Origin of the sequence: Sphingopyxis indica (assembly GCF_032879645.1) — a bacterium.
GTDB classification, from domain to species: domain Bacteria; phylum Pseudomonadota; class Alphaproteobacteria; order Sphingomonadales; family Sphingomonadaceae; genus Sphingopyxis; species Sphingopyxis indica.
The window spans coordinates 3,081,411-3,104,238 of the sequence record NZ_CP076394.1 but is presented as its reverse complement, the minus strand read 5'-3'; the positions used below and the strand labels follow the sequence as shown (position 1 = coordinate 3,104,238).

23 protein-coding genes and 2 tRNA genes are annotated in these 22,828 nt (G+C 65.2%); 11 read left to right on the top strand and 14 right to left on the bottom strand.

What is annotated here, in order from left to right:
* Positions 1-9 precede the first annotated feature (9 nt).
* Genes KNJ79_RS14565 through KNJ79_RS14555 form a run of 3 tightly spaced genes read left to right on the top strand, consistent with a single transcriptional unit; the run spans position 10 to position 3,327 of the window.
* Positions 10-2,253 carry a TonB-dependent receptor gene (locus KNJ79_RS14565; protein WP_317151622.1) on the top strand — a complete coding sequence of 748 codons (2,244 nt, stop codon included), beginning with the start codon at positions 10-12 and terminating at the stop codon, positions 2,251-2,253.
* Positions 2,254-2,255: 2 nt separating this feature from the next.
* Positions 2,256-2,834 (top strand): NADPH-dependent FMN reductase, encoded by a 579-nt coding sequence (locus KNJ79_RS14560; protein ID WP_089214983.1) that lies wholly within the window; start codon positions 2,256-2,258, stop codon positions 2,832-2,834.
* 10 nt (positions 2,835-2,844) lie between these two features.
* Positions 2,845-3,327: a MarR family winged helix-turn-helix transcriptional regulator gene (locus tag KNJ79_RS14555; RefSeq protein ID WP_317151621.1), complete on the top strand. Its 483-nt coding sequence runs from the start codon at positions 2,845-2,847 to the stop codon at positions 3,325-3,327.
* Between the two features lie 80 nt (positions 3,328-3,407).
* Here KNJ79_RS14555 and KNJ79_RS14550 read toward each other — a convergent pair whose 3' ends face one another.
* Both KNJ79_RS14550 and KNJ79_RS14545 read right to left on the bottom strand, forming a co-directional pair.
* Positions 3,408-3,878: a DUF3237 domain-containing protein gene (locus KNJ79_RS14550; protein WP_170935447.1), complete on the bottom strand. Its 471-nt coding sequence runs from the start codon at positions 3,876-3,878 to the stop codon at positions 3,408-3,410.
* 49 nt (positions 3,879-3,927) lie between these two features.
* On the bottom strand, positions 3,928-6,114 hold the full coding sequence (locus KNJ79_RS14545; RefSeq protein WP_317151620.1) for a TonB-dependent receptor: 2,187 nt from the start codon (positions 6,112-6,114) through the stop codon (positions 3,928-3,930).
* 150 nt (positions 6,115-6,264) lie between these two features.
* Here KNJ79_RS14545 and KNJ79_RS14540 point away from each other — a divergent pair, with 150 nt between their 5' ends.
* Positions 6,265-7,623 carry a spinster family MFS transporter gene (locus tag KNJ79_RS14540; protein ID WP_170935446.1) on the top strand — a complete coding sequence of 453 codons (1,359 nt, stop codon included), beginning with the start codon at positions 6,265-6,267 and terminating at the stop codon, positions 7,621-7,623.
* 204 nt (positions 7,624-7,827) lie between these two features.
* Here the strand turns inward: KNJ79_RS14540 and KNJ79_RS14535 are convergent, their stop codons facing one another.
* The 4 genes from KNJ79_RS14535 to KNJ79_RS14520 all read right to left on the bottom strand — a co-directional run bounded on the left by KNJ79_RS14535 (position 7,828) and on the right by KNJ79_RS14520 (position 11,497).
* Complete coding sequence (locus KNJ79_RS14535; protein WP_317151619.1) at positions 7,828-9,276, bottom strand: amidohydrolase family protein; 1,449 nt, start codon at positions 9,274-9,276, stop codon at positions 7,828-7,830.
* Positions 9,277-9,431: 155 nt separating this feature from the next.
* The gene (locus tag KNJ79_RS14530; RefSeq protein ID WP_089214977.1) at positions 9,432-9,854 is read right to left on the bottom strand and encodes a DUF4112 domain-containing protein; all 423 of its coding nucleotides are present in this window, start codon (positions 9,852-9,854) and stop codon (positions 9,432-9,434) included.
* Between the two features lie 42 nt (positions 9,855-9,896).
* Complete coding sequence (locus KNJ79_RS14525; protein WP_317151618.1) at positions 9,897-11,390, bottom strand: ABC transporter substrate-binding protein; 1,494 nt, start codon at positions 11,388-11,390, stop codon at positions 9,897-9,899.
* A gap of 20 nt (positions 11,391-11,410) precedes the next feature.
* Positions 11,411-11,497 (bottom strand) — tRNA-Leu (locus tag KNJ79_RS14520).
* Positions 11,498-11,589: 92 nt separating this feature from the next.
* On the opposite strand from KNJ79_RS14520, the gene KNJ79_RS14515 reads away from it, so the two are divergent.
* Together KNJ79_RS14515 and KNJ79_RS14510 are read left to right on the top strand one after the other, a co-directional pair.
* Positions 11,590-12,534: an ABC transporter ATP-binding protein gene (locus tag KNJ79_RS14515; protein WP_317151617.1), complete on the top strand. Its 945-nt coding sequence runs from the start codon at positions 11,590-11,592 to the stop codon at positions 12,532-12,534.
* The gene (locus tag KNJ79_RS14510; protein ID WP_089214974.1) at positions 12,531-13,298 is read left to right on the top strand and encodes an ABC transporter permease; all 768 of its coding nucleotides are present in this window, start codon (positions 12,531-12,533) and stop codon (positions 13,296-13,298) included. The genes KNJ79_RS14515 and KNJ79_RS14510 overlap by 4 nt, the downstream gene beginning before the upstream one ends.
* Positions 13,299-13,476: 178 nt before the next feature.
* Here KNJ79_RS14510 and KNJ79_RS14505 read toward each other — a convergent pair whose 3' ends face one another.
* The 5 genes from KNJ79_RS14505 to aroA form a co-directional block, all read right to left on the bottom strand.
* Positions 13,477-13,836: an integration host factor subunit beta gene (locus KNJ79_RS14505; protein WP_281252651.1), complete on the bottom strand. Its 360-nt coding sequence runs from the start codon at positions 13,834-13,836 to the stop codon at positions 13,477-13,479.
* Positions 13,837-13,952: 116 nt separating this feature from the next.
* On the bottom strand, positions 13,953-15,662 hold the full coding sequence (gene rpsA / locus KNJ79_RS14500; RefSeq protein WP_089214972.1) for a 30S ribosomal protein S1: 1,710 nt from the start codon (positions 15,660-15,662) through the stop codon (positions 13,953-13,955).
* 174 nt (positions 15,663-15,836) lie between these two features.
* The gene (locus KNJ79_RS14495) at positions 15,837-16,469 is read right to left on the bottom strand and encodes a (d)CMP kinase (RefSeq protein WP_317151616.1); all 633 of its coding nucleotides are present in this window, start codon (positions 16,467-16,469) and stop codon (positions 15,837-15,839) included.
* The gene (locus tag KNJ79_RS14490) at positions 16,466-16,738 is read right to left on the bottom strand and encodes a CBU_0592 family membrane protein (RefSeq protein ID WP_317151615.1); all 273 of its coding nucleotides are present in this window, start codon (positions 16,736-16,738) and stop codon (positions 16,466-16,468) included. Before KNJ79_RS14490 ends, KNJ79_RS14495 begins: the two co-directional genes overlap by 4 nt.
* Positions 16,735-18,063, bottom strand: coding sequence for a 3-phosphoshikimate 1-carboxyvinyltransferase (gene aroA / locus KNJ79_RS14485; RefSeq protein ID WP_317151614.1), 1,329 nt, complete (start codon positions 18,061-18,063; stop codon positions 16,735-16,737). The genes KNJ79_RS14490 and aroA overlap by 4 nt, the downstream gene beginning before the upstream one ends.
* 125 nt (positions 18,064-18,188) lie before the next feature.
* On the opposite strand from aroA, the gene KNJ79_RS14480 reads away from it, so the two are divergent.
* The 3 genes from KNJ79_RS14480 to KNJ79_RS14470 all read left to right on the top strand — a co-directional run bounded on the left by KNJ79_RS14480 (position 18,189) and on the right by KNJ79_RS14470 (position 19,750).
* Entirely contained in the window at positions 18,189-18,509 is a 321-nt protein-coding gene (locus KNJ79_RS14480) for an FYDLN acid domain-containing protein (protein ID WP_089214969.1), read from the top strand.
* Between the two features lie 121 nt (positions 18,510-18,630).
* Positions 18,631-18,706 (top strand) — tRNA-Ala (locus KNJ79_RS14475).
* Positions 18,707-18,988: 282 nt separating this feature from the next.
* Positions 18,989-19,750, top strand: a complete 762-nt coding sequence (locus KNJ79_RS14470) for a protein-L-isoaspartate(D-aspartate) O-methyltransferase (RefSeq protein ID WP_317151613.1) — start codon at positions 18,989-18,991, stop codon at positions 19,748-19,750.
* Between the two features lie 26 nt (positions 19,751-19,776).
* Here the strand turns inward: KNJ79_RS14470 and KNJ79_RS14465 are convergent, their stop codons facing one another.
* The 3 genes from KNJ79_RS14465 to KNJ79_RS14455 all read right to left on the bottom strand — a co-directional run bounded on the left by KNJ79_RS14465 (position 19,777) and on the right by KNJ79_RS14455 (position 21,369).
* A complete protein-coding gene (locus KNJ79_RS14465; protein WP_089214968.1) occupies positions 19,777-20,259 on the bottom strand; it encodes a DUF421 domain-containing protein in 483 nt (160 codons plus the stop codon).
* On the bottom strand, positions 20,259-20,807 hold the full coding sequence (locus KNJ79_RS14460; protein WP_317151612.1) for a hypothetical protein: 549 nt from the start codon (positions 20,805-20,807) through the stop codon (positions 20,259-20,261). Before KNJ79_RS14460 ends, KNJ79_RS14465 begins: the two co-directional genes overlap by 1 nt.
* Positions 20,808-20,922: 115 nt before the next feature.
* The gene (locus KNJ79_RS14455) at positions 20,923-21,369 is read right to left on the bottom strand and encodes an RrF2 family transcriptional regulator (RefSeq protein ID WP_089214966.1); all 447 of its coding nucleotides are present in this window, start codon (positions 21,367-21,369) and stop codon (positions 20,923-20,925) included.
* A 139-nt stretch (positions 21,370-21,508) separates the two neighbouring features.
* On the opposite strand from KNJ79_RS14455, the gene KNJ79_RS14450 reads away from it, so the two are divergent.
* Together KNJ79_RS14450 and KNJ79_RS14445 are read left to right on the top strand one after the other, a co-directional pair.
* Complete coding sequence (locus KNJ79_RS14450) at positions 21,509-22,069, top strand: hypothetical protein (RefSeq protein ID WP_317151611.1); 561 nt, start codon at positions 21,509-21,511, stop codon at positions 22,067-22,069.
* Entirely contained in the window at positions 22,044-22,763 is a 720-nt protein-coding gene (locus tag KNJ79_RS14445) for a COG3904 family protein (protein WP_317151610.1), read from the top strand. The genes KNJ79_RS14450 and KNJ79_RS14445 overlap by 26 nt, the downstream gene beginning before the upstream one ends.
* Positions 22,764-22,828: the final 65 nt, after the last annotated feature.

Sequence of the window (22,828 nt, the reverse complement as noted above, 5' to 3'; positions counted from 1 at the left end):
GAGAGGGAAATGACCATTGCGAGACTGTTGTGGGGGAGCGCGCTCGCGCTCGCCCTGGGGACGCCTGCGCTCGCGCAGGAGGCGGAGGAAGCCGGCGCGCGGACGCTCGATGATCCCGAAGCGATCATCGTCACCGCGACGCGCCGCGAACAGACGCTTCAGGAAGTGCCGATTTCGGTCGCGGTGGTCGGCGGCGATCAGATCGAAAAGCAGGGCATATTGCTGTTCGACGACGTGCAGGACAGCGTCCCCAACCTCCAGATCGACCGCACCAACGGCAATTTCGCGATCACCATGCGCGGACTCGGCGCCGGAACGGGCAATCTGTCGTTCGAACAATCGGTCGGCCTGTTCATCGACGGCGTCTATCTCAGCCGTTCGCGCGCCTTCCAGAACCCGCTGCTCGATATCGAGCGCGTCGAGGTGGTGCGCGGGCCGCAGGGTGCGCTGTTCGGCAAGAATACGAACGCCGGCGCGATCAGCGTCGTCACCCGCCGCCCGACGCGCGACTTCGAAGGCTTTGCGCGGGCGAGCGGTGAGGTCGAGCACGGCGGCTGGAATCTCGAAGGCGCGGTATCGGGTCCCGTATCGGACACGCTCAGCGTCCGCCTGACCGGCCGCGTCGGCGCGATCGGCGACACGATGAGCAACACGATCACGGGACGCGACGAAAACGGATCGCGTTATGAAGCGGTGCGCGGCCAGATATTGTGGGAGCCGACCGACAATTTCGAGGCGCTGGTCAAGGTCGAGCATGGCTCGAACCGGATCGACGGCGGCACGACGGTCTTCAACTATATCGGCGATGCCGGCTGCCTGCTGTGCGACGCGGTGCGCAATTCGGGGGAGGAAGTCCCCGAATATCCGAGCTATCGCCGCGCCGCGCGGACCGTGAATCCCGAATATGACGACACCGACACGACGATGGCCGAGCTGACGATGAACCTCGACGTCGGCGACTGGACCTTCACCTCGGTGACCGCGTGGCAGGACCTCGATGGCGGGGTGAATTCGGATTATGATGGGCCGCTGACCTTCCTCGAATCGGACATCACCGAAGAATCGAGTTCGCTGTTCCAGGAAGTGCGCGCACAGCGCCCGATAGGCGACGGCGGCGCGTTCATCGCGGGCCTGACCTATATCGACACCGACCTGCACATCCAGCAGGCGTCGCTGTTCAATGCGGCGAGCGCGGGCAGCCCTGCGCCGCTCAATGGCCTGTCGACGCGCCAGTTCGACCAGACGGGGCAATCGCTGTCGCCCTTCGTCTCGCTCGAGGTGCCGGTCAGCGAGCAGATCATGCTCAGCGGCAGCCTGCGCTATTCGCACGAAAAGCGGACCGGGCGCGCCCGCTCGTTCAACGACGGGGTCTTTCCGCCGACCTATCTGCCCTATGACCTCACCGAAACGCGCAAGGAAAGCCTGTGGGACTATTCGCTGCGCGCGCGTTACGAATTCAGCCCCGACGCCTATGTCTATCTGAGCTATGCGACGGGGACCAAGGGCGGCGGCTTCGTCTCCAACGACGCCCTGCTGCTCTATAATATCCAGAACGGCATCGCGACCTTCCAATATGATTCCGAGCGCGCGCGGTCGTGGGAGGTCGGCGGCAAATTCCGCTTCCTTGATGGAAAGGGGAATCTGAACGTCGCGCTGTTCCGCACCAATTTCAGCAATCTTCAGGTGTCCGAATATAATGGCACCGCCTTCGTCACCGGCAATGCTGCCTCGGCGATCGCGCAGGGGGTGGAGGTCGATACCGACATCGGGCTCGGCGATTATTGGCGGATCGGCGGCAGCCTCGGCTATCTCGACGCGCATTATAAGGATTATCCGGGCGGCGCCTGCCTCTATGACGCCCCGCCGACCTGTACGCCGCAGACGAACAATCTGGCCGGCGAGAGACTCGTGCGCGCGCCCGAGTGGACCGCGAGCGGTTTCATCGAGGCCAGATATCCGGTGTCCGATCGCCTCTATGCGCTCGCGCATGTTTCGGCGAACCACCAGTCACGCTCCTTCTTTCAGCCCGACATGAACCCGCTCAACTCGCAGGGTGCGTTCACCAAATTCGACGCGCGGCTGGCGGTCGGACGCGAAGACGGGCGGTGGGAACTAGCACTCGTCGGCCGTAACCTGACCGACAAGGTCACGACGACGCAGGGCTTCAACACCCCGGTGTTCGGCGGCAACAGCCATATGGCGATGGTCGGCGCGCCGCGGACGGTGACGGTGCAGCTCTCGCTGGATTTTTGAACATGGCGGCGGCGCGGGGCGATCTGCTGTTGATGGCGGGGGGCATTCGATCCGGATCGCTCAACGAACGGCTGATCGGCTGCGCCGCCGACATTGCGAACGATCTGGGGCTGCGGACGACCAGATTATCGCTATCCGATTATCCGCTACCGCTGTTCGGCGCCGAGGCGCTGACGATCGACGAGGTGCCCGAAGCGCTCGCGCTCAAGGCGATGTTTCGCAGCCACGGGGGAGTCATCCTCGCCAGTCCCGAACATAATGGCTCGGTCACGGCGATGCTCAAAAATGCGATCGACTGGATGTCGTGCCCCAGCCGTGGAGAGGCGCCACAGACCTATGGCGCATTCCGGCGCAAGGCTTTCGGGCTGGTGTCGGCTTCGTCGAGCCCGTTCGGCGGTCTCCGGGGGCTTTCGCAGCTCCGCCATATCCTGACGACCGTGCAGGCGCTCGTCGTGCCCGAGCAGCTCAGCGTGCCGCACGCGCACCGCGCCTTCGACGCGCGCGGGCGCCTCGCCGATCCCATGCTCGCCGGATTGCTGGCCGATCTGGTGCGGTCGGTCATGGAGGTCGCGCGGGCGTAGGAAGCGGACAATGCCGACGAGCAGCGAAGCGGATCGCACTGCCGCCTATTGGGCTTTCGAAGACAGCCTCGGCTATCTCGCTCGCCTGGTCTTTCGGTCCTTTTCAATGTTGCGCGAGGCGAAAACGCGCGAGCATGGCGTGTCGGCCGGGCACTGGCCTTTCCTGCGGCAATTGTGGCGCGAGGACGGCGTCAGCCAGCACGAGCTCAGCCGCCGGCTGGTGATGCAGGACGCGACGACGGCGGTTGCGCTTCGCGGGCTGGAAAAGGAAGGGCTGATCCATCGCCGCGTCAATCGCCGCGACCGCCGCGAAACGCTCGTCTATCTGACCCCGCACGCGCGCGCTCTTGCCGGCACGCTCCTGCCGGTCACGCGGGAGGTGCAGGCAGCGGCGACCCGCGGTTTGTCGCCCGAAGAGGTGGAGCGGCTGCGCGGCCTTCTGTTCCGCATCGTCGCCAATCTGGCGGAGGAAGAGTTTTCCAGTCGTTGCTGAGGGGGATGGTCGCCACCGCCGGATATCGGCGTCGGGGCGAACTGGTATAAGCCGGCGATGCGCCGGTCTAAACGAGGCTCCTACAGCAGTTCGAACACGTCGTAACGCACCGCGCCGCCGATGCTGGCACCGAGACCGACTGCGACGATGTCATTGAGCCAGAGATAGCGCTCATCTCCGGTTTCGAACATCGGCGTGGTACGGAAATAGACCTCGGCGCATTCTTCAGGGGTCTGCGGCCCGCCGTTGCGCGCATGTTTGTGCGCGACCGATAGCGGGCGCAGGACACCGCGATAGGAAACATAGATCAGCGCGCCGTCATGCGTTTCAAGCGTGATGCGGGCGTCGAGCCGCAGCGTATCCCTGTCGTCGATCGTCGCCCAGTCGCCGCCGCTCGGCATCACGCGGCCGTGCAACCGCTCGCCCTCAACTTCCCCGCCGGTCAGCGCGGCGATCATGCGGCGCCCGAAATGCGCGCGCCCGACCATTTGTTGTGGCTCGGTGAAAGCGGCGCGGTAGGAACAGAGATAGCGAAAAGCCGGTTCCTGCATCGTCATCCTTTCGAAATGGCGGCGGCGACGCGAAGTCGCCGTGCGCTGGTCAGAGCTTGAACGCCAGGGTCACGCCATAGGTGCGCGGCGGCGCATAGGGCGTCAGTATCTGGCGATAGGGCGCGAAATAGGTGACATAGGTCGGCACCAGTTCGTCGGTCAGATTCTTGCCCCAAACCGACAGCTCCCACTGGTCGTCGGGACCCGCGAGCGACAGCCGGGCATCGAGATTCTGATGCGCCGGCCAGAGCTGCTGCGGGATGTTCGACGCCTCGAAATAGGCGTCGTCCACCCAGCTGTAGTCGACGCGCAGCTTTGCCGCCAGCGCGCCGACCGGCGCCTCGATCTGGCCGCCGACATTGACCTTGTTCTTTGGCGAGCGCGGAAGCCGGTTGCCCGTATAATCCTGGCCGGGGATCGCATATTCGGTGAATTTGGCGTCGAGATAGGCATAGCTGCCGTCGAGCTGGAGCCAAGCTGCCGGACGCACGACCGTTTCGATCTCGAACCCCTTGATCCGTGCCTTGGCCGCATTGGTCACGACGACGCAGCATAGCGGGACGAGCTGCGAGATTTGCAGGTCCGAATAATCGGTGCGGAATGCCGCGAGATTGACGCGCAGCGCGCGGTCGAACCAGTCGGTCTTGGCCCCGACCTCATAGCTCCAGGCGAATTCGGGATCATAGGGTGTCGAAGCCCCGGCGGCGGTGCCCGAAATCCCCTGATAGCCGCCACTCTTGTAGCCGCGCGCGACCGAGGCATAGAGCAGCACGTCGTCGTTCGCCTTCCAGTTGAGCGCGAAGCGCGGGGTGAAGGCGTTCCACTTCTTGCTGCTCGTCACGTCATAGCCGTCGGCGGAACCGAGTGGCGGCGGAACGCCCGGGCCATCGTCGACCTTGAAACCGGCGAAGCGGCCGCTCTTGCGCTCCCACGTCATGCGCGCACCAAGCGTGGCGGTGAGCGACGGCACGATCTCCGCATCGACCTGGCCGAACACCGCGAAGCTGCGGGCATTGACCGATTGCGGATAGATGCCGGTGCCCGAGATGGCAGGGGACGGGAAATCCTGAATCTGGCCCTCGACGCGGTCGTTGTTCTCCTTGAGGAAATAGAGGCCGGTCTGGCCCTTCAGCCGCCCGTTCCATGCGTCGAACGACAGGCGCAGTTCCTGGCTGAACTGGCTGTCGTCCTCGTCGCCGAAGCTCGTCGACTCGATCTGCGCGGGCGGATTGACCGGATTGCTGAAAAAGGGCGTGACGAAATCGAACGTCACCTTGCGCAGCGCGGTGAGCGAGGTCAGCGTGCCGAACGGCAGGTCCAGATTGACCTCGGCCGAATAGGTCTGGATCGTCCGCTTGATCTGCCCGTCGATATAGGCATCGACGACGCGCGGGTCGGGGTTGATGCCGACGCAGTGGATACCGCCGTCGAAGGTCGCGTCGCAATTATTGTGGCGCGGATTGCCTTTCTGGTCCTGATGCGAAACATCGGCGCGCAGGATGATGCCGAGCGTGTCGGTCGGCACGAAGCGCAGCGCGAGGCGGCCGGTCGTCAGGTTGAGGTCGTTGACGTCATTGCCGGTGGTTTCATTATATTCGAACCCGTCGCGCTGCTTGTGCGCGACGCCCGCCGACAGAAAGATTTTGTCGCTGAGCGGCAGATTGCCCCGCGCGGTTATGCCGACGCGGCTATAGTTGCCATAGGTCCCGTCGAAATAGAAGCTGGTCTCGTCGTCAGGTTTGCGGCTGACGAACTGGACGAGACCGCCGATCGCATTCTTGCCGAACAGCGTGCCTTGCGGCCCCCGCAGCACCTCGACCCGCTCGAGGTCGAGCGTATCGAGATCGGGGGTGCCGCCGCGCCCGGCATAGACGCCATCGACGAAGACGACGACCGACGGATCGCCGCCGGCATTCTGGCTGATTCCCGGTGCGCTGCCGATACCGCGCATCGCGAAATTGGTGTTGATCGGATCGACCGCGGTGATCGCGAGGCCCGGCGTCCGCGTCGCAATGTCTTGCACGGTTTCGATGCTGCTTTCGCGCAGCTGGTCGGCGCCGAATGCTGTGACCGACACCGGGACATCCTGAAGTCGCTGTTCCTGCCGCTGCGCGGTGACGATGATGTCGCCGCTCATGCCTTCGGCAGCGTCCTGCGCGATCGCCGCGACGGGCGTAGCCGCGATCGCCGCTCCGGTCAGAAACAGGGCGGACCGGGTCCTTCCGATTTGTGCCATCTCGCTTCTCCCACCTGTTATGTTTTTCGCGCGTCCCGTTCATACTTGACAGGATCGTCTACATACTTAGTTTGCTAAGTAAGTATTTCTATATAGCAGGCCGACCCGCGACGCAAGACCGGGCGCAACCGGGCGATGGAGGGGATGTCGATGGGAACCGCGAACGGCGGATCGCAGGCGGGACCGGTTTCCGGCACGGATGGCGAAGCGCCGGGTTGGCCTCGTCCGCTCTATGGATGGTATGTCGTTGGCGTCCTGCTGCTCGCCTATACGCTGTCGTTCGTCGACCGGATGATCCTGAGTCTTCTCGTCGCGCCGATTCGCGCCGCGCTCGACATTTCGGATACGGCGGTCAGCCTGCTGATCGGGCTCGCCTTCGCGCTCTTCTACACGCTGCTCGGGCTCCCGATCGCGTGGATCGCCGACCGCTGGAACCGGCGCAACCTGATCGTCGTGGGGGTCGCGCTGTGGAGTGCGATGACCGCGAGTTGCGGCTTCGCGGGCAGCTATGCGGCCCTGTTCGCCGCGCGTATGGGCGTGGGCGTGGGCGAGGCAGCGCTGTCGCCCGCCGCCTATTCGATGCTCAGCGACATCTTCCCGCGCGACCGGCTGGCGCGGGCGATGGCGGTCTATTCGATCGGCGTGCCGCTCGGCTCGGGCGTCGCGATGGTCCTCGGCGCCTTTGTCGTCCAGTCGGTGCTTGCTGCACCGATGGTCGATCTGCCGCTGATCGGGCCGGTCGCGGCGTGGCGGACGATCTTCCTGTGGGTCGCCGCGCCGGGGCTCCTCGTCTGCCTGCTGCTGCTGACGGTGCGCGAGCCGTTGCGGCGCGGGCTGCGTCAGGCGGATACCGGCAACCGGGCCGCCCCGGGTTTTATCGCCCATCTGAAACAGCAGCGCGCGGCGCTCGGCGCGTTGTTCGCCGGCATGTCGCTGATCGGGCTCGTCATGTACGGGGTCATCGCATGGGTGCCGACCTTCTTCGCGCGCACCTATGGCATGGATGTGTCGCAAGCCGGGCTGTGGTTCGGCATCATCATGGCAATCGGCGGTGCGGCCGGGCTGGTGATGGGCGGAACGCTCGCCGACCGGACCTTTGCCCGCGGCGTCGCCGATGCGCATCTGCGCGTGATGCGCCTGTCGATCCTGCTCGGCGGGCCGCCGCTGCTCGCGGCGACACTGATGCCCGATGCGCTGCTGGCCTTTGCGATGCTCGCCTGCGCCTTTCCGATGCTGACGATGCATGGTGTCGGAACCGTAGCGCTGCAGCTGATTACGCCGAATGCGTATCGCGCACGCGTGACCGCGCTCTATTTCTTTGTCGTCAATCTGACCGGTCTCGGATTTGGCCCGATGCTGATCGCGCTGCTCACCGACCACCTGTTCGGCGATGATGCCGCGCTGCGCTATTCGATCGCGCTGGTGACGGGCGTGGCGCTGCCTCTGGCCGCAATCCTGTTGACCGCGGGCTTTGCCGCCTTCGCCCGCGATCTCGGAAAAAACGGCTGACGCTGCCTGGTTCGTGCGCAGCCCCCGGAGAGCTTTCGGTCCCACACGACCCCTTGCTTCGCTCTCCAATGCCGCCATTGCCAACAGCATCGGCGATAATCGGCGTGCCAGGTCGGCATTCCAACGCGCGCCGCGACGCGGCGATGCCAAGCTATGGCCACCCCGAACCAGACGGCCGGCGCGTCCATCATCCAACCTTTCCGCCTACTTCGCCGCCGCCGCATCCCACGCGGCGACCTTGGAGCGCGTGTCGGCGAGCATCTTGTCGAGCGCTGCGCGGTCGTAGACGGCGCCGCGCAGCACCACGGCACGGATCGCGCGTGTTGCGCCGATGTCTTCGAGCGGGTTGCGGTCGAGCAGCACGAGATCGGCGGCCTTGCCCGCCTCGACCGCGCCATAACGGTCGAGCTTGCCGAACCACGCGGGACCGGCGCGCGTTGCGGAAGCAAGCGCCTCTGCCGGCGTCAGCCCCTTGTCGACGAAGATCGCAAGTTCCTGATGCAGCGCGATGCCGGGATAGTTGAACGAATTGAGGAAGCCCGCATCGGTTCCCGCCATGATCGTCACGCCCGCCTTTTGCAGCATCGGCAGCACCGATGCCTCATGTTCATATTCGGCGTGGCGCGCGGCGATTCCGGCAGCGTCGGCGTTGGCGGCGCGGTCGACGCGCCACTGGTAGGTCGCGCGCAGGCCGGGGCCGATCAGGCCGAGGTAATCGTCGGTCTTGTGATCGTCCTGGTCGAGATAGGCGATGACGCGGCTGCCGTTCAGCGTCGGGGTCACGAACACGCCCTTCGCCGCGAGCTTGCGATAGGCGGCCATGGCGGTTCCGGGGTCGAAGCCCGCGTCGATGCGGCGATAGGCCTCGGCGCGGTCGATGCGCCCCGCCGCGAAGTCGGCGGCGATCGTCGCTTCGTCCTTGACCCCCGCCTTATAGGCATAGCCGATATGTTCGATCGAGCTGATCCCGGCATCGACCGCCTGATCGACCGTCAGCGCGAGCGGGATATGGCCCGAGACGCACAGCCCCGCGGCGCGCGCCTTGCGGATCGCGTAGAGGAAGAGGTCGGGCTTCATCGTGCTGTCGGTGATCTTGACGAAATCGACGCCGAGCCCCTTCAGCCTCGCCACCGCTGCATCGACGTCGGCTTTCGAACCGGTTTCGATCGTGCCCTTCCAGACCGGCTTGATGCCCTCGATTTTGGGACCCGAGCTCAGCAGCGTCGGGCCGAAAAGCCTGCCGCTCGCAATGTCGCCGCGCCACGCCAGCACCTCGTTCGGCAGGTCGCCGGAGGCGTCGCGCACCGTCGTGATGCCGTGCGCGATATAGAGCGGCAGCAGCGCCTGATTCTCCTCGACCAGCGCGGGGCCGCCGCCGAAATGGACGTGCATGTCCCAAAGGCCCGGGATCAGGAAGCGATTGCCGCCATCGATCGCGCGCCTGGCGGTCCATGCCTTCGCGACCTCGGCATCGCCGCCCACTGCGACGATCACGTCTCCCCGCGTGGCGACCGTCTGGTCGGCGACCAACCGGGCGCCCGCGACGTCGACAATCGTCGCGTGGCGTATCAGCAGGTCCGCGCGCTCCTTTGCGACGGCGGATAGCGGCAATTGGAAAAGCCAGGCAAGGAGAATGGATATCAGCATCTTCATGGCGGAAACGTCCCGATTGTCCGATGATCGACCCCGGATAGGGTTATCGCGCATCATTCCATGTAGTAGTATATTGGTTCGACACACAGCCTCCCATCTTTCGACATCGCGAAGACAGGCCCGACCGGTTCGGGCGGTGGCGCTGCTGCCCATGGCTATTGGTCGATCGTGATCGTGCCGGGATGATGCTTGTCGAGGTGGCGCTTGATGATCTTGAGGTTGCGGCTGTTCGAGCGGAAAACCAGGTCGAAGGCATCGCCGACGAGCGGGATTGCGCCGAGCGCGGTGTCGAGGCCAAGATTGCCCATCATCCGCCACAGCTTCCATTTCGGCATGCCGAGGTTGCGCGCCTCCCAGATCAGATAGGCGCCCATCGCCGCGGTCACGACGTCGCCGACGACGGGGACGAGGCCGACGATCGCATCGAGCCCCACCGGGCGGTTGATGCCGGGGATGGTGAAGCTGCGTTCGAGCAGAAATTCCAGCGTCTCGACGCGCTTGCGCAGCGCGGCGGGGTCGTTGCGATTCGGGATCAGTGCATCGAAGATCGCGTCGGTATCGGGAGTCGAAGGGGCCATTGGCGTCCTTTTTCTGAGCGCACAGAATGCGTACGCTTCCCCCTAGTTGGGAGTGTCGCGCAGGTGATTCAATGGGTGCTGCGCACGCGCGTTGGCGGTGAGGCCCGACAGGCGCTGCGATGCGACCGACCAGCGCAGCGGCGTCGCGAGCGGGATGAAGGGCGCGTAGCGCCCGAGGATCGCTTCCGCCTCGCCGATCAGGCGCGCGCGATCGGTCGGGCTGGTCGCCGCCGTCGCCTCGTCGATCCTGCGCTGCGCCTCGCCGTTGCACAATGTGTCGGTGCGGCACGACAGGCGGCGCAGGCCCCAAAGGGGGTCGTCGTTGGGCGTGACCTCGTCGATCAGCGTCAGGTCGGCCTCGGCGTCGATGGCGACGCGCCTGCTCGGCACCCCGATGCGTTCGAAATCGGCGGCGACATAGGCATAGAGAATGCGCCCGCCGGGCGAATCGGGCACTGCGATGCGCAGCGGTTCGATTTCGCGCCCCGTGGCCTTCCACGCATCGACGACGCGCTTCGCCTGCGCGACCCGCGAGGCGTCGTCATAGTCGGCCCAGGCGGGAAGCAGCGGCACCGGGCCGCCGTCGCGGGCGTAAAGCGCGGGGCGCAGCGTCACCTGCGGTTGCCATTCGGCGAGCCCGAAAGCGTCGACCAGGCGCTGCCGCCGCACCGCGCGCGACAGCGCCTCGCGATTGGCATCGGTGGCGAGAAAGCCTTCGGCACGCACGAAGGAAAGCCCGAACAATCCCGGCACAGGATCGACGACGAGCCGCGAGCGTCCGATATTCGACGCCACGAAATAGGGCAGGGTCGAAAAACGCCCGCCGAGCACGCCGTCGGCATAGCCGTTCTTGAACCGCGCCAGCGCACGGGGGGCGTCGGTGCCGACGAGTTCGATCGAGGCCGCCGGATCGGCCGCGGCCGCCTCGGCTTCTTCGGGGTCGTCGGCCAGCGGGTCGGGAACGGGCGTCAGCAGCATCGCCGCGCCGATCCTCTTCGGCCGCATCGGCCCCCAGCCCATCCCGCGCTTGACGATCGCCATCGACGGTTGGGCGAGCAGCTCGAGCAAATGGGGCTGCGGTACCGACAGGCGGATTTCGATCACCGTGTCGGTCATCGCCTTGATCGTTTCGACCTCGGGGAAATCGTCCTTCAGGACATGCTTGCTCCGCCGGCCGAGATAGCCGCGCAGGATGGCGGCAACCTCAGCCGCCGTGACCTTGTCGCCGTTCGACCATTTGGCTTCGCGGACGCGGAAGATATAGCTGCGCCCGTCGGCAGTGACCGTCCAGCGTTCGGCGAGTCCGACGTCGATCTGACCGAGTGAATCATAGCTGACGAGCCCCTGCGCGGTGGCTTCGAGCAGCGCCGCATTGGTCGCCGAAAGCTCGCCGCGGATGGGGTTGGCGGCGGGATAGAGCGGGCCGATCGCCGCGATCCGCACCGGCCCCCGCTCGCCGAACAGACCGCAGCTCGTCGCCGACAGCGCCAGCAATCCGGCAGCGAGAATCCGCGCGCCGATGCGTCCTGCCGTCATATCGCTGCTGCTCCCGTCGCTGGTGCGGACGGCGGGACTCGAACCCGCACACCCATATGGATAGCAGATTTTAAGTCTGCTGCGTCTACCGGTTCCGCCACGTCCGCGCACCGGGGGACGGTCAAGCGGATGACCCCGAAGAGGTCAAGGATTGTTTGCGGCTTCACCCGGCTGCTCGTGTCGGCTAGAGGAGGGCGCCATGCAACCAGTGCTCTCCATCGCTGGCCTGGCGAAAACCTATAAAAGCGGCCACCAGGCGCTCAGCGGCATCGACCTCACGATCGACAAGGGCGAGATATTCGCGCTGCTCGGCCCCAATGGCGCGGGCAAGACGACGCTCATCAGTATCGTCTGTGGTATCGTCACACCCAGCGGCGGCACCGTGACCGTTGCGGGATACGACCACCAACGCGACTTTCGCGCCGCGCGCTCGATGATTGGCCTCGTCCCGCAGGAACTGCACACCGATGCCTTCGAGAAGGTGATCGCGACGGTCAGCTTTTCGCGCGGCCTGTTCGGCAAGCCGCGCGACCCCGCCTATATCGAGCAGTTGCTGCGCGACCTGTCGCTGTGGGACAAGCGCAACGCGAAGATCATGGAGCTGTCGGGCGGAATGAAGCGCCGCGTGATGATCGCCAAGGCGCTGAGCCACGAGCCGGAGATATTGTTCCTCGACGAGCCGACCGCGGGGGTCGATGTCGAGCTGCGCCGCGACATGTGGAACATGGTGCGCGGTCTGCGCGAACGCGGCGTGACGATCATCCTGACCACCCACTATATCGAGGAGGCCGAGGAAATGGCCGATCGCGTCGGGGTGATCAGCAAGGGGCGGCTGATCGTCGTCGAGGAAAAAAATGCGCTGATCAAGAAGCTCGGCCGCAAGACGCTGACGCTCAACCTCGCCGAGCCGCTCGCGACCGTTCCCGACGAGCTGGCGCAATGGAATCTCGCGCTGGCGGGCGAGGGGCACGAGCTGGTCTATGAATTCGACAGCCAGGCCGAGGCGACGGGGGTGCCGTCGCTGCTGCGGCGGATGAGCGACCTCGGCATCGGCTTCAAGGACCTCAACACGACGCAGAGCTCGCTAGAGGACATCTTCGTCGGGCTGGTGCATGAGAAGCGGGAAGAGGAGCGCGCGGCATGATTTCGAACCTGCGCGGGATCCGTTCGATCTACGGCTTCGAAATGGCGCGCTTCGGGCGCACCTTCTGGACCAGCCTGATGCTGCCGGTCATCACGACGACGCTCTATTTCGTCGTCTTCGGCTCGGCGATCGGCAGCCGGATGAGTTCGGTCAGCGACGTGCCCTATGGCGCCTTCATCGTGCCGGGGCTGATGATGCTGACGATGTTCACCGAAAGCATCAGCAATGCGAGCTTCGGCATCTATATGCCGAAATGGACCGGCACGATCTACGAGATGCTGTCGGCGCCGCTGTCGCCGCTCGAGATGGTGATCGCCTATGTCGGCGCCGCGGCGACCAAATCGGTGATCATCGGCACGATCATCTTTGCGACCGCGCATCTGTTCGTCGACGTAGAGGTCGCGCACCCGCTCTTCATGGTCGGCTTCATGCTGTTGATGGCCGTGACATTCTGCCTGTTCGGCTTCATCATCGGCATCTGGGCGCAGAGTTTCGAGCAATTGCAGGTGATCCCGCTGCTCGTCGTCTATCCGCTGACCTTCCTCGGCGGCGCCTTTTATTCGCTTTCGATGCTGCCGCCGGCGTGGCAGGCGGTGACGCTGTTCAACCCCGTCGTCTATCTGATCAGCGGTTTCCGCTGGACCTTCTTCGGGCAGGGCGACGTCGGTATCGGCGTCAGCATGGGCGCAGTCGCTTTTTTCCTGACGCTGTGCCTCTGCGTCATCTTCTGGATGTTCCGCACGGGCTACCGGCTCAAAAATTGAGGCGGAACATAATCGTCCGTGATTGATTATGTGTCCCCGCGAAGGCGGGGACCCATCTCCCGCCGGCTCGAAATCGTTCCGACCGGAGATAGGCTCCCGCCTTCGCGGGAGCACACAGCATTTTCAATAGCGGAGGAGAAGATACCCGAACCCGTTCCACTCCAAACCGATCGGGCGTTCAATCGTTCAGCCGCTCGCGCATTTCCTTGCCGGGCTTGAAATAGGGAACGTTTTTCGCCTTCACCGCAACCGGCGCTCCGGTGCGCGGATTGCGACCGGTGCGCGACTCGCGCGCGCGGGTCGAGAAGGCGCCGAAGCCGCGCAGTTCGACGCGGCCGCCGGCGGCGAGCTGGTCAACGATGGAATCGAAAAAAGCGTCGACGATCCGTTCGACCTCTTCGACGCGTAGATCGCTGTTTTCACTCGCGATTTTTTGAACCAGTTCCGACCGGATCATGTGCTTCCCCTCTGTGTCACGCGCATCGCGACGATGCGGCCTCCGGTCGTTGCCGGCACCCGTGCGTGAGACCCCTCCCAACGCGCGGGCGAGACTAACATGAATCAGGAAGCGATCAAAAACATATCGCGGATGCAAAAAGGCCCGCCGAGGGACATTCGGCGGGCCTTTCCGTCACTTCGTCGTGGCGCGAAGGGTCAGTCCTTCTTGCCTGCCTTCAGCGCTTCGCCGAGGATGTCGCCGAGCGACGCACCCGAGTCGGACGAGCCATATTGCGCAACCGCCTGCTTCTCTTCGGCGATCTGCAGCGCCTTGACCGAGAAGTTCGGCTTTTTCGAACGGTCGAAGCCGATGACCATCGCGTCGAACTTCTGGCCGACCTGATAGCGGTCGGGGCGCTGTTCGTCGCGGTCGCGGCCAAGGTCGGCGCGCTTGATGAAGCCGGTCGCGCCGTCGTCGCCGGCCTGCACTTCGAGGCCGTTGTCGCGGACTTCGAGAACGGTGACCGTGACGGTCTCGTTCTTCTTGAGCGAACCGGCGGCAGCGCCGGCGCCAACCGCGGGCGCACCCTTTTCAAGCTGCTTGATGCCGAGGCTGATGCGTTCCTTGTCGACATCGACGTCGAGCACGACGACCTGCACCGTCTCGCCCTTGCGGTGGAGATGCAGCGCTTCCTCGCCCGAGATGCCCCAGGCGATGTCCGACATGTGGACCATGCCGTCGACGTCGCCGGGCAGGCCGACGAACAGGCCGAATTCGGTGGCGTTCTTGACTTCGCCCTCGACGACCGAACCGACCGGATGCGCTTCGGCGAAGGCGCCCCAGGGGTTCGACTGCGCCTGCTTGAGACCCAGCGAGATGCGACGCTTTTCGCTGTCGACCTCGAGCACGATGACTTCGACTTCCTGGCTGGTCGAGACGATCTTGCCCGGATGGACATTCTTCTTGACCCACGACATTTCGCTGACGTGGACCAGCCCTTCGATGCCCGGTTCGAGTTCGACGAACGCGCCATAGTCGGTGATGTTCGTGACCGTGCCGGTAAGTTTCGCGCCGACCGGATATTTGGCGGCGACGCCTTCCCACGGATCGGCTTCGAGCTGCTTCATGCCCAGGCTGATACGCTGCGTGTCGCGGTTGATGCGGATGATCTGCACCTTGACCGTGTCGCCGATGTTGATGATCTCGCTCGGGTGGTTGACGCGCTTGTAGCTCATGTCGGTGACATGGAGCAGGCCGTCGATGCCGCCGAGGTCGACGAAGGCGCCGTAATCGGTGATGTTCTTCACCGCGCCTTCGATGATCTGGCCCTCTTCGAGGTTCTGGATCAGGCCCGAACGCTGTTCGGCGCGCGTTTCCTCGAGGATCGCGCGGCGCGAGACGACGATGTTGCCGCGGCGGCGGTCCATCTTCAGGATCTGGAACGGCTGCGGCAGGTCCATCAGCGGGCCGACGTCGCGCACGGGGCGGATGTCGACCTGCGAACCGGGCAGGAAGGCCACGGCGCCGCCGAGATCGACGGTGAAGCCGCCCTTGACGCGGCCGAAGATGACGCCTTCGACGCGGGCTTCCTTGTTGAATTCTTCTTCGAGGCGGTCCCACGCGGCTTCGCGGCGGGCGCGGTCGCGCGAGAGCATGGTTTCGCCATTGGCGTTTTCGACGCGGTCGACATAGACCTCGACTTCGTCGCCGACCTTGAGGTCGGCCTTCTGGCCCGGTGCGGCGAATTCGCGAAGCGGCACGCGGCCTTCGCTCTTCAGGCCGATGTCGATCACTGCCAGGTCGTTTTCGATGCCGGTTACGGTGCCCTTGACGACGCGGCCTTCAAAGCCGCCCTCGGCACCACCCAGCGATTCATCGAGCATCGCGGCGAAATCGTCGCGCGTCGGAAAAGCCGTAGAGGCCATAGAGAGTTCTTCCTTACTTCATTTGTTCCGGCCAAGCGGTTGGTTCCGCTGGTCTTGTGGCCGATCCGTCCCGTTCGCCGAATGCGAAACGGAACATCCGCAAAGACGCGGCGAGGAAGGAGGAGCGGGCAAAGCAAAAAAGGCGCGACGAGTGCGCCCCGTCACGCCCGACGCTCAGGTGGAGCGGCGGCCTGTCCGTGCCTCAACCAGCGCAATCGCCCGTTGGACGGCCGCGTCTATAGTCATTTCGCCCGTATCGAGCAAGTCCGCATCGTGCGCTTGCGTCAGCGGCGCGTCGGCGCGCCCGCTGTCGCGCGCGTCGCGCGCGTGGATATCGGCGAGCACGGTCGCATAATCGACCTCGACCCCGCGCGAATGCATCTCGGCATGGCGCCGCCGTGCGCGCTCTTCGGGGCTGGCGGTGACGAACAGCTTGGCGTCGGCGTGCGGCGCGATGACGGTGCCGATGTCGCGCCCGTCGAGCACGGCGCCGCCGGGCTGGTTCGCGAAATCGACCTGCCGCTGGAACAGCGCTTTGCGCACCGCGGGATGCACCGATACGCGGCTCGCGAGCCCGCCGGTCGTTTCATAGCGCAGCGCCGGGTCGCCCAGCAGGCTGTCGGGAAACTCGCACGCGGAAAGGGCATCCTCGGCCTTGTCGGCGTCGCCGTGGTTGAGCTGCGTCTGATAGCCGACCGCGCGATAGAGGAGACCGGTGTCGAGCACCGGCAAGCCGTAATGCTCGGCGAGCGCGCGGGCGATCGTGCCTTTGCCCGATGCGGTGGGGCCGTCGACGGCGATGATCATGCCGCGCCTCCATTATCCTTTTTGCAGAGGGCCCGCGCGAGACCCCAGAGCGCAATGCTCGCCCACGCGATCTCGAGCAGGAAGGAGGCAAGGTTGAAGTGGACGAGCAGCGAGATCATCAGCAGCAGCGCACCGATCAGGTTCGCGGCGTTGAACAGCACCCCGTTGGGCTTTGCGGTCAGGTTGATATAGGCGAAGGCTGCGAGCACGCAGGCCGTGCCGACCAGCCCGATGACATTCGCGGCGGTGCCCGACAGCCCCTCGATCATGCCTGCAACTCTGCGAGCAGCGCTTCGAAATTGGGGAAGCTCGTCGCGACCGGGGCGATATCGTCGACCGTCACCGGCGCTTTGCTGGCGAGCCCCGCGACGGCGAAGCTCATGCAGATGCGATGATCGAGATGCCCCGCGATCGTCGCGCCGCCGGGCAGAGTATCGCCGCCGCTGCCGTCGATGATCAGCCCGTCCTCGCGTTCCTCGACGCGCGCGCCGATCGCCCGCAGTCCCGCCGCCATCACCGCCAGCCGGTCGCTCTCCTTGACGCGCAGCTCGTCGAGCCCGGCCGTCGTGGTCTGCCCATCAGCCAGCGCGGCGGCGACGAAGAGGATCGGAAATTCGTCGATCATGCTCGGCGCGACCGCCGGATCGACGTCGATGCCCTTCAGCGCGCTGTGGCGGACGCGCAGGTCGGCGACGGGTTCGCCGCCTACGTCGCGGCGGTCGAGTTCCTCGATGTCGCCGCCCATGGCGCGGAGCACCGCAACCAGCCCGGCGCGCGTCGGATTGAGGCCGACGTTGGCGATCGTCACCTCCGATCCCGGGACGATCAGCGCCGCGACAATGAAAAAGGCCGCCGAAGAAGGGTCGCCCGGCACGTCGATCACTTGGGGCTTCAATTCGGCCTCGCCGCGGATGTGGATGTGGCGCGTCCCGTCGCTGTCGGTATCGACGGTCAGGTCGGCGCCGAAGCCGCGCAGCATCCGCTCGCTGTGGTCGCGCGTCGGCACCGGCTCGATGACCTCGGTGATGCCCGGCGTGTTGAGCCCCGCGAGCAATACCGCGCTCTTCACTTGCGCCGACGCCATCGGCAGGCGATAGGAGAGCGGGATGGCGGGCGCGAGGCCGCGCACCATCAGCGGCAGACGGCCGCCCGGCGAGGCCGAAATATCGGCGCCCATGGCGCTCAGCGGATCAATCACCCGGCCCATCGGACGGCCCGACAGGCTGGCGTCGCCGACGAAGGTCGCGGTGATCGGGTGGCTCGCGACGAGGCCCATCAGCAGCCGGGTCGAGGTGCCGCTGTTGCCCATGTCGAGCGCTTCGCGGGGCTGGAGCAGGCCGCCGACACCGACGCCGTCGATCACCCATTCGCCACCTTCGCGGCGCTCGATCTGCGCACCCATCGCGCGCATCGCGGCCGCGGTGGCGAGCACGTCATGGCCCTCGAGCAGCCCGGTAACCCGGCTCCTTCCCACCGCGAGCGCTGACAGCATCAGCGACCGGTGCGAAATGCTCTTGTCGCCGGGAATGGCGATCCTACCTTTGAGTGGAGCGGAAGCGGAAAAGGCGCGCGGCGTGGCGATCGGGTCATTCATGGCGTGCGGCTTTTGACAGCGGCCCGACAATCTGGCAAGGCGCACGCCGATTTGACGGATCGGCCGCGAGGCGCCGTTTGTTTTCCGAAATTCTACACCCGTTTCCAAAGGTTTACGAGGCTTATATGGTAAAGGCTGAATGGGGCACGAAACGCAGCTGCCCGAAATGCGCCACGCGATTCTATGATTTGACCAACGACGATCCGGTAACCTGCATCAATTGCGGCTACGCTTGGATCCCCGAATCGGTGCTCAAGTCGAAGCAGCCGATGCCGTTCGAAGAGGCGGCCAAGCCCGCCAAGACGAAGGAAGAGTCGAGCGACGACGATCTGGATCTGGACGTCGATGTCGACGAGGACAGCGATTCGCCCGACAACGACGTCGATCTGGGCGGCGACGACGACCTTGGTGTCGCGACCGGCGACGACGAAGACGACGAGAGCTGATCGTATCGGCGAGGGGCCAAAAAAGCATCGCGCGATGCATTTGGCCCCTTGCATCATGGGCGTTCGCTGGTAAAGGCGGCGTCCCGGTCGCATCACCCAGAGCGATCGCACGAAATGGCACGGGGCCTTAGCTCAGCTGGGAGAGCGCTACAATGGCATTGTAGAGGTCACCGGTTCGATCCCGGTAGGCTCCACCATTTTCCTTTGCGGCACGGCAGAGCGCTGCTCATGGCATATTAGAGGTCACCGGTTCGATCCCGGTAGGCTCCACCATTTTCCTTTGCGGCGCGGCAGAGCGCTGCTCATGGCATATTAGAGGTCACCGGTTCGATCCCGGTAGGCTCCACCATTTTCCTTTGCGGCGCGGCAGAGCGCTGCTTATGGCATATTAGAGGTCACCGGTTCGATCGGACGAACAGAGGGAACCCTGGGAGTCTCGCGCGGTTTTCCATAGGGTGTGGGCGGCGAGGAGAGTCATCATGTCCGGAGGCGGCAGGTCGTGCCATGCCGGCGAACAACAGGGCGAGGTCGGCGCCGCTGCCTCAACGTCTGACGCGGGGGCGATGTCGGACTTTGCGAGCCGCCGCGATGCCATGGTCGATTATCAGATCGTCGCTCGAGGCATCGGCGGTGACCGGCTGCTCGCCGCGCTGCGCGCGGTGCCGCGCGAGCGGTTCGTGCCCGAAAACATGGTCGAATTCGCCTACGAAGATTCGGCGCTGCCGATCGAGGCGGGGCAGACGATCTCGCAGCCTTATATCGTCGCGCTGATGATCGAAGCCGCGGCGATCGGCCCCGACGATCGGGTTCTGGAGGTCGGCGTGGGCTCCGGCTATGCCGCTGCGGTGATGAGCCGCATGGGCCGCGCCGTTCATGCGATTGATCGGCACCCGGAACTCACCGATCGGGCCGCCGAGCGGCTCGCCGCGCTCGGTTGCCACAATGTGACGCTGCGCACGGGCGACGGAACGCGGGGCTGGGCGGATGCGGCGCCGTTCGACGTCATACTCGTGGCCGCCGGCAGCCCCCGCGTTCCGCGTCCGCTGCTCGACCAACTGGCGCCCGGCGGCCGCCTCGTCATTCCCGTCGGCGAAGGGGGATCGCAGCGGCTGCTGCGCGTCACGCGCACCGGCGCGTCCGATTTCCGCGAAGACGATCTGGGCGCGGTCGTCTTCGTTCCCCTGATCGGCGAGCATGGTTGGCCGGGCGACCCGGTCGGCGCCGGCAAAGCGCGGCGCTGAGCGAAGGGCCGAAGCAGCGGCCGCGTCTATGTCGCCGACTGCTCTTCGTCGCGCTGCCGCGATGGGCCGCCGTCCTTTTTGATGAAGCTGATCTTGCCCTGCGGTTCGAGGATGGCCCATTCGACCGACGTGAGGCTGGCGATTCCGGCGAGCCGCATTTCGGACTCGATTTCGGATCGTGTCAGCCGGTCGCGGCGAAGATTGGCTTCGACGAGACGGCCATCGCGCACCACGACGCGGGGCTCGCCGTCAAGCAGTCCCTTGGCGCGCGGGAAGAGATAGGTGATCCAGCTGAGCACGAGCGCCCAGAAGGCGAAAGTCGAAATCGCGAGCATCGCGCCGGTCAGGCTGAAGTCGTTGTGGGTCACGCCTTGCTGGATCAGGTCGCCCATGACGACCAGCATGACGAATTCGAACGGCGTCATCTGCCCCAGCTCGCGCTTTCCGAGCAAGCGCAGGAGCAGGTAGAGGAGGCCGAACATGACCGTGGCGCGCAGCACGATATCCATCAGGGGAGGACCTCTATGGCCAGCGGCATCGCACCCAGCCGGCGCCCGCCATCATAGACCGCGATATCGCCGCGCGTGCCGGCGAAGAGCGGCGGGTTGATCTGCCCGTCGATCTTGATCAGCAAGCGCTTCCCGCGGGGCATCCGGTCATAGGCGAAGCGATAGCCGCCCTTTTCGAAGAGCTCCTCGGCCGGGGCCGGCATCATCGTGTTGATCGTCATGTCACGCCACAGGCTGGGGCTGACCTCGATCGCCGGGGCGTCGAGATCGGTTTTCGCCTCGACCGCGATCTCCATTTCGAAAAATTCGCCGTTACGGATGACCGAGGGCGATTTGACGAGCAGCTTTGCTTCGCCGAAGTCGGCCAGCCGGCGCTCGCCCGGTTGTCCTCCGGCTACCCCCGAAAGCGCGGCCAGCATCAGCGCGCCGAGCAACAATATCGAGATCGGGCTGGCATGACGGTCCCATAAGCCGCCCTTTTCGGCAGGCTCTTCGATTCCGTCGGGTGTCGCCATGGCCTTCGTCCCTTCGGCGCGCGAGCGAGACATTTATGCTCGAACCCCATCGAAACGCGGGACGGCGAATTCCGTTGCGCTATCGGTTGTTCGGCCCGCCCCCCGGCGACGGATCAATCGGCCCCGGCTTTCGTTCGCGGTGCCAGCCTCAGAGTGCCAGCTCGTCCTTTTCGAACACCGGTTCCATGCGAATCGGGTCGGCGAGCGATATCTTGTCGAGGATAGCGGCGGTGTCGTCGCGCACCTTCAACATCAGGCTGCGCATCCGGCATTCGGCTTCGGGAAGGCAGTTCTTGCAGGTCTCGTGCGCGTTGCGGCTCGCACAGGGGACGAGTGCGAGCGAACCCCGCGTCAGCCGGACGAGATCGCCATAGCTGATGTCGATCGGAGGCAGCGCGAGCTGATAGCCCCCGTCGCGTCCGCGCTGCGAGATGAGCAGCCCTTCGCGCGCCATTTCGGAGAGGATCACGGTCAGGAATTTCGGCGGAATATTCTGTGCCTCCGCAATGTCCGCAAGCTGCACCTGCCCCTTGCCCCAATGATCGGCAAGGTGCTGGAAGGCACGGATCGTATAGCGGGTCTTTTGCGACAGCATGGCCGCTGTCTGAGCCCTTTCGAAAACAATTTCAACCTGTCAGCATGACAATCTTTGCGCCATTGATCGAAATCACTGCGGGGGGTAGCTTCGCGGCTAAACAAGGGTCGCCAACAGATTGACTTTTTTGGAGCAGGCGATGCGACGATGGTTATGGCTTCCCGCGTGGGCGGCGGTTGCGGGGCTTACGGCGACTCCGGCGACGGCGCAGTTCGGAAGCATCTTGCGCCAGGCGACTGCTCCTGCGCCAAGCTCGAATGACGGCGAGGACAATGGCGGCTGCCCCAAGGGCAAGTCGGGCAGCAGCGTCGGGCGCGGGATATTGGGCGGGGTGCTGCGCGATGTCGTCGGCGATGCGGCGAGCAAGGCCGGAGTATATAGCTATGTCCCGATCAGCGAGGTCAGCGACACGCTGACCGACGCGATCGCCTGCCGCCTCGATCCCGAAGAGCAGAAGCAGGCGGCGGCGGCGACCGAGGAGGTGGTGCGCGGCGAAGAGGTCGGCGCATCGTCGAGCTGGACCAGCGAAACGCGCGAGAATGTCAGCGGATCGTCGACCGTCGTCGCGAGAAACGATGAATCGGATGGGCGCCGGTGCATGACGGTCAATGATTTCATCATCGTCGAGGGCGAAGAGACGCGCGTGTCCAAACGCATGTGCAAGGGGCCGGGCGATGCGCGCTATGTCCTTGCGACCTAAGCCTGCGCGCCTGTTCGTCGCCGCGCTTGCGCTGGCCGGCCTGACGGGGGCGACGGTGATGGACCCGGCGAACCCGACCTGTCCGCTCGAGCCCAACTGGTCGGCCTATCCCGAAATGAAGCTGACCGTTGAAAAGCGTGGCAATATGAAGGTCATGCTGGCCGAAGGGCGGGTCGATGCCGGCCTTCCCGATCGCCTGACCGCCGCGCTCAAGGCCAATCCCGACGTGTCCGAAATCTGGCTGCGCTCGCCTGGCGGCGATGCGCGCGCGGGCAATGCCGCGGGGCGGATCATCCGCTCGAACTTCGGGCTCGGCACCCGAATCCCCGGCGGCTGGGCGTGTTTCAGCGCGTGCAATTTCGTCTTCATGGGCGGGCAGCCGCGGATGATCGAGCCCGGCGGGCTGTTCATCGTCCATATGTTCACGCGCACCGGCGACCGCGGCGCGATCGACATGAGCGTCGCGATGGGGACCGACGCGACGCGCGAACTGATCGGTGACATCGAGCAGGATTCGGCGCTGCTCGCGAGCGAGGACAATGATTTCCTGATCCGGATGGGCATTTCGCGCAAGCTCTTGACCGACATCATGTATCGCCAGAGCGCGGTGGCGACCGAGGAGAACAAGTCGACGCGCCGCTGTCTGACGCTCGACGAGGCGCTCAAATATGGCGTGACCTACGCGCCCGAATGACGATCACGCCGGTTGCAAAGTGCAACGGAAGGCCTAGACTGATCTGGAAAATCGGGAGAGCCGCA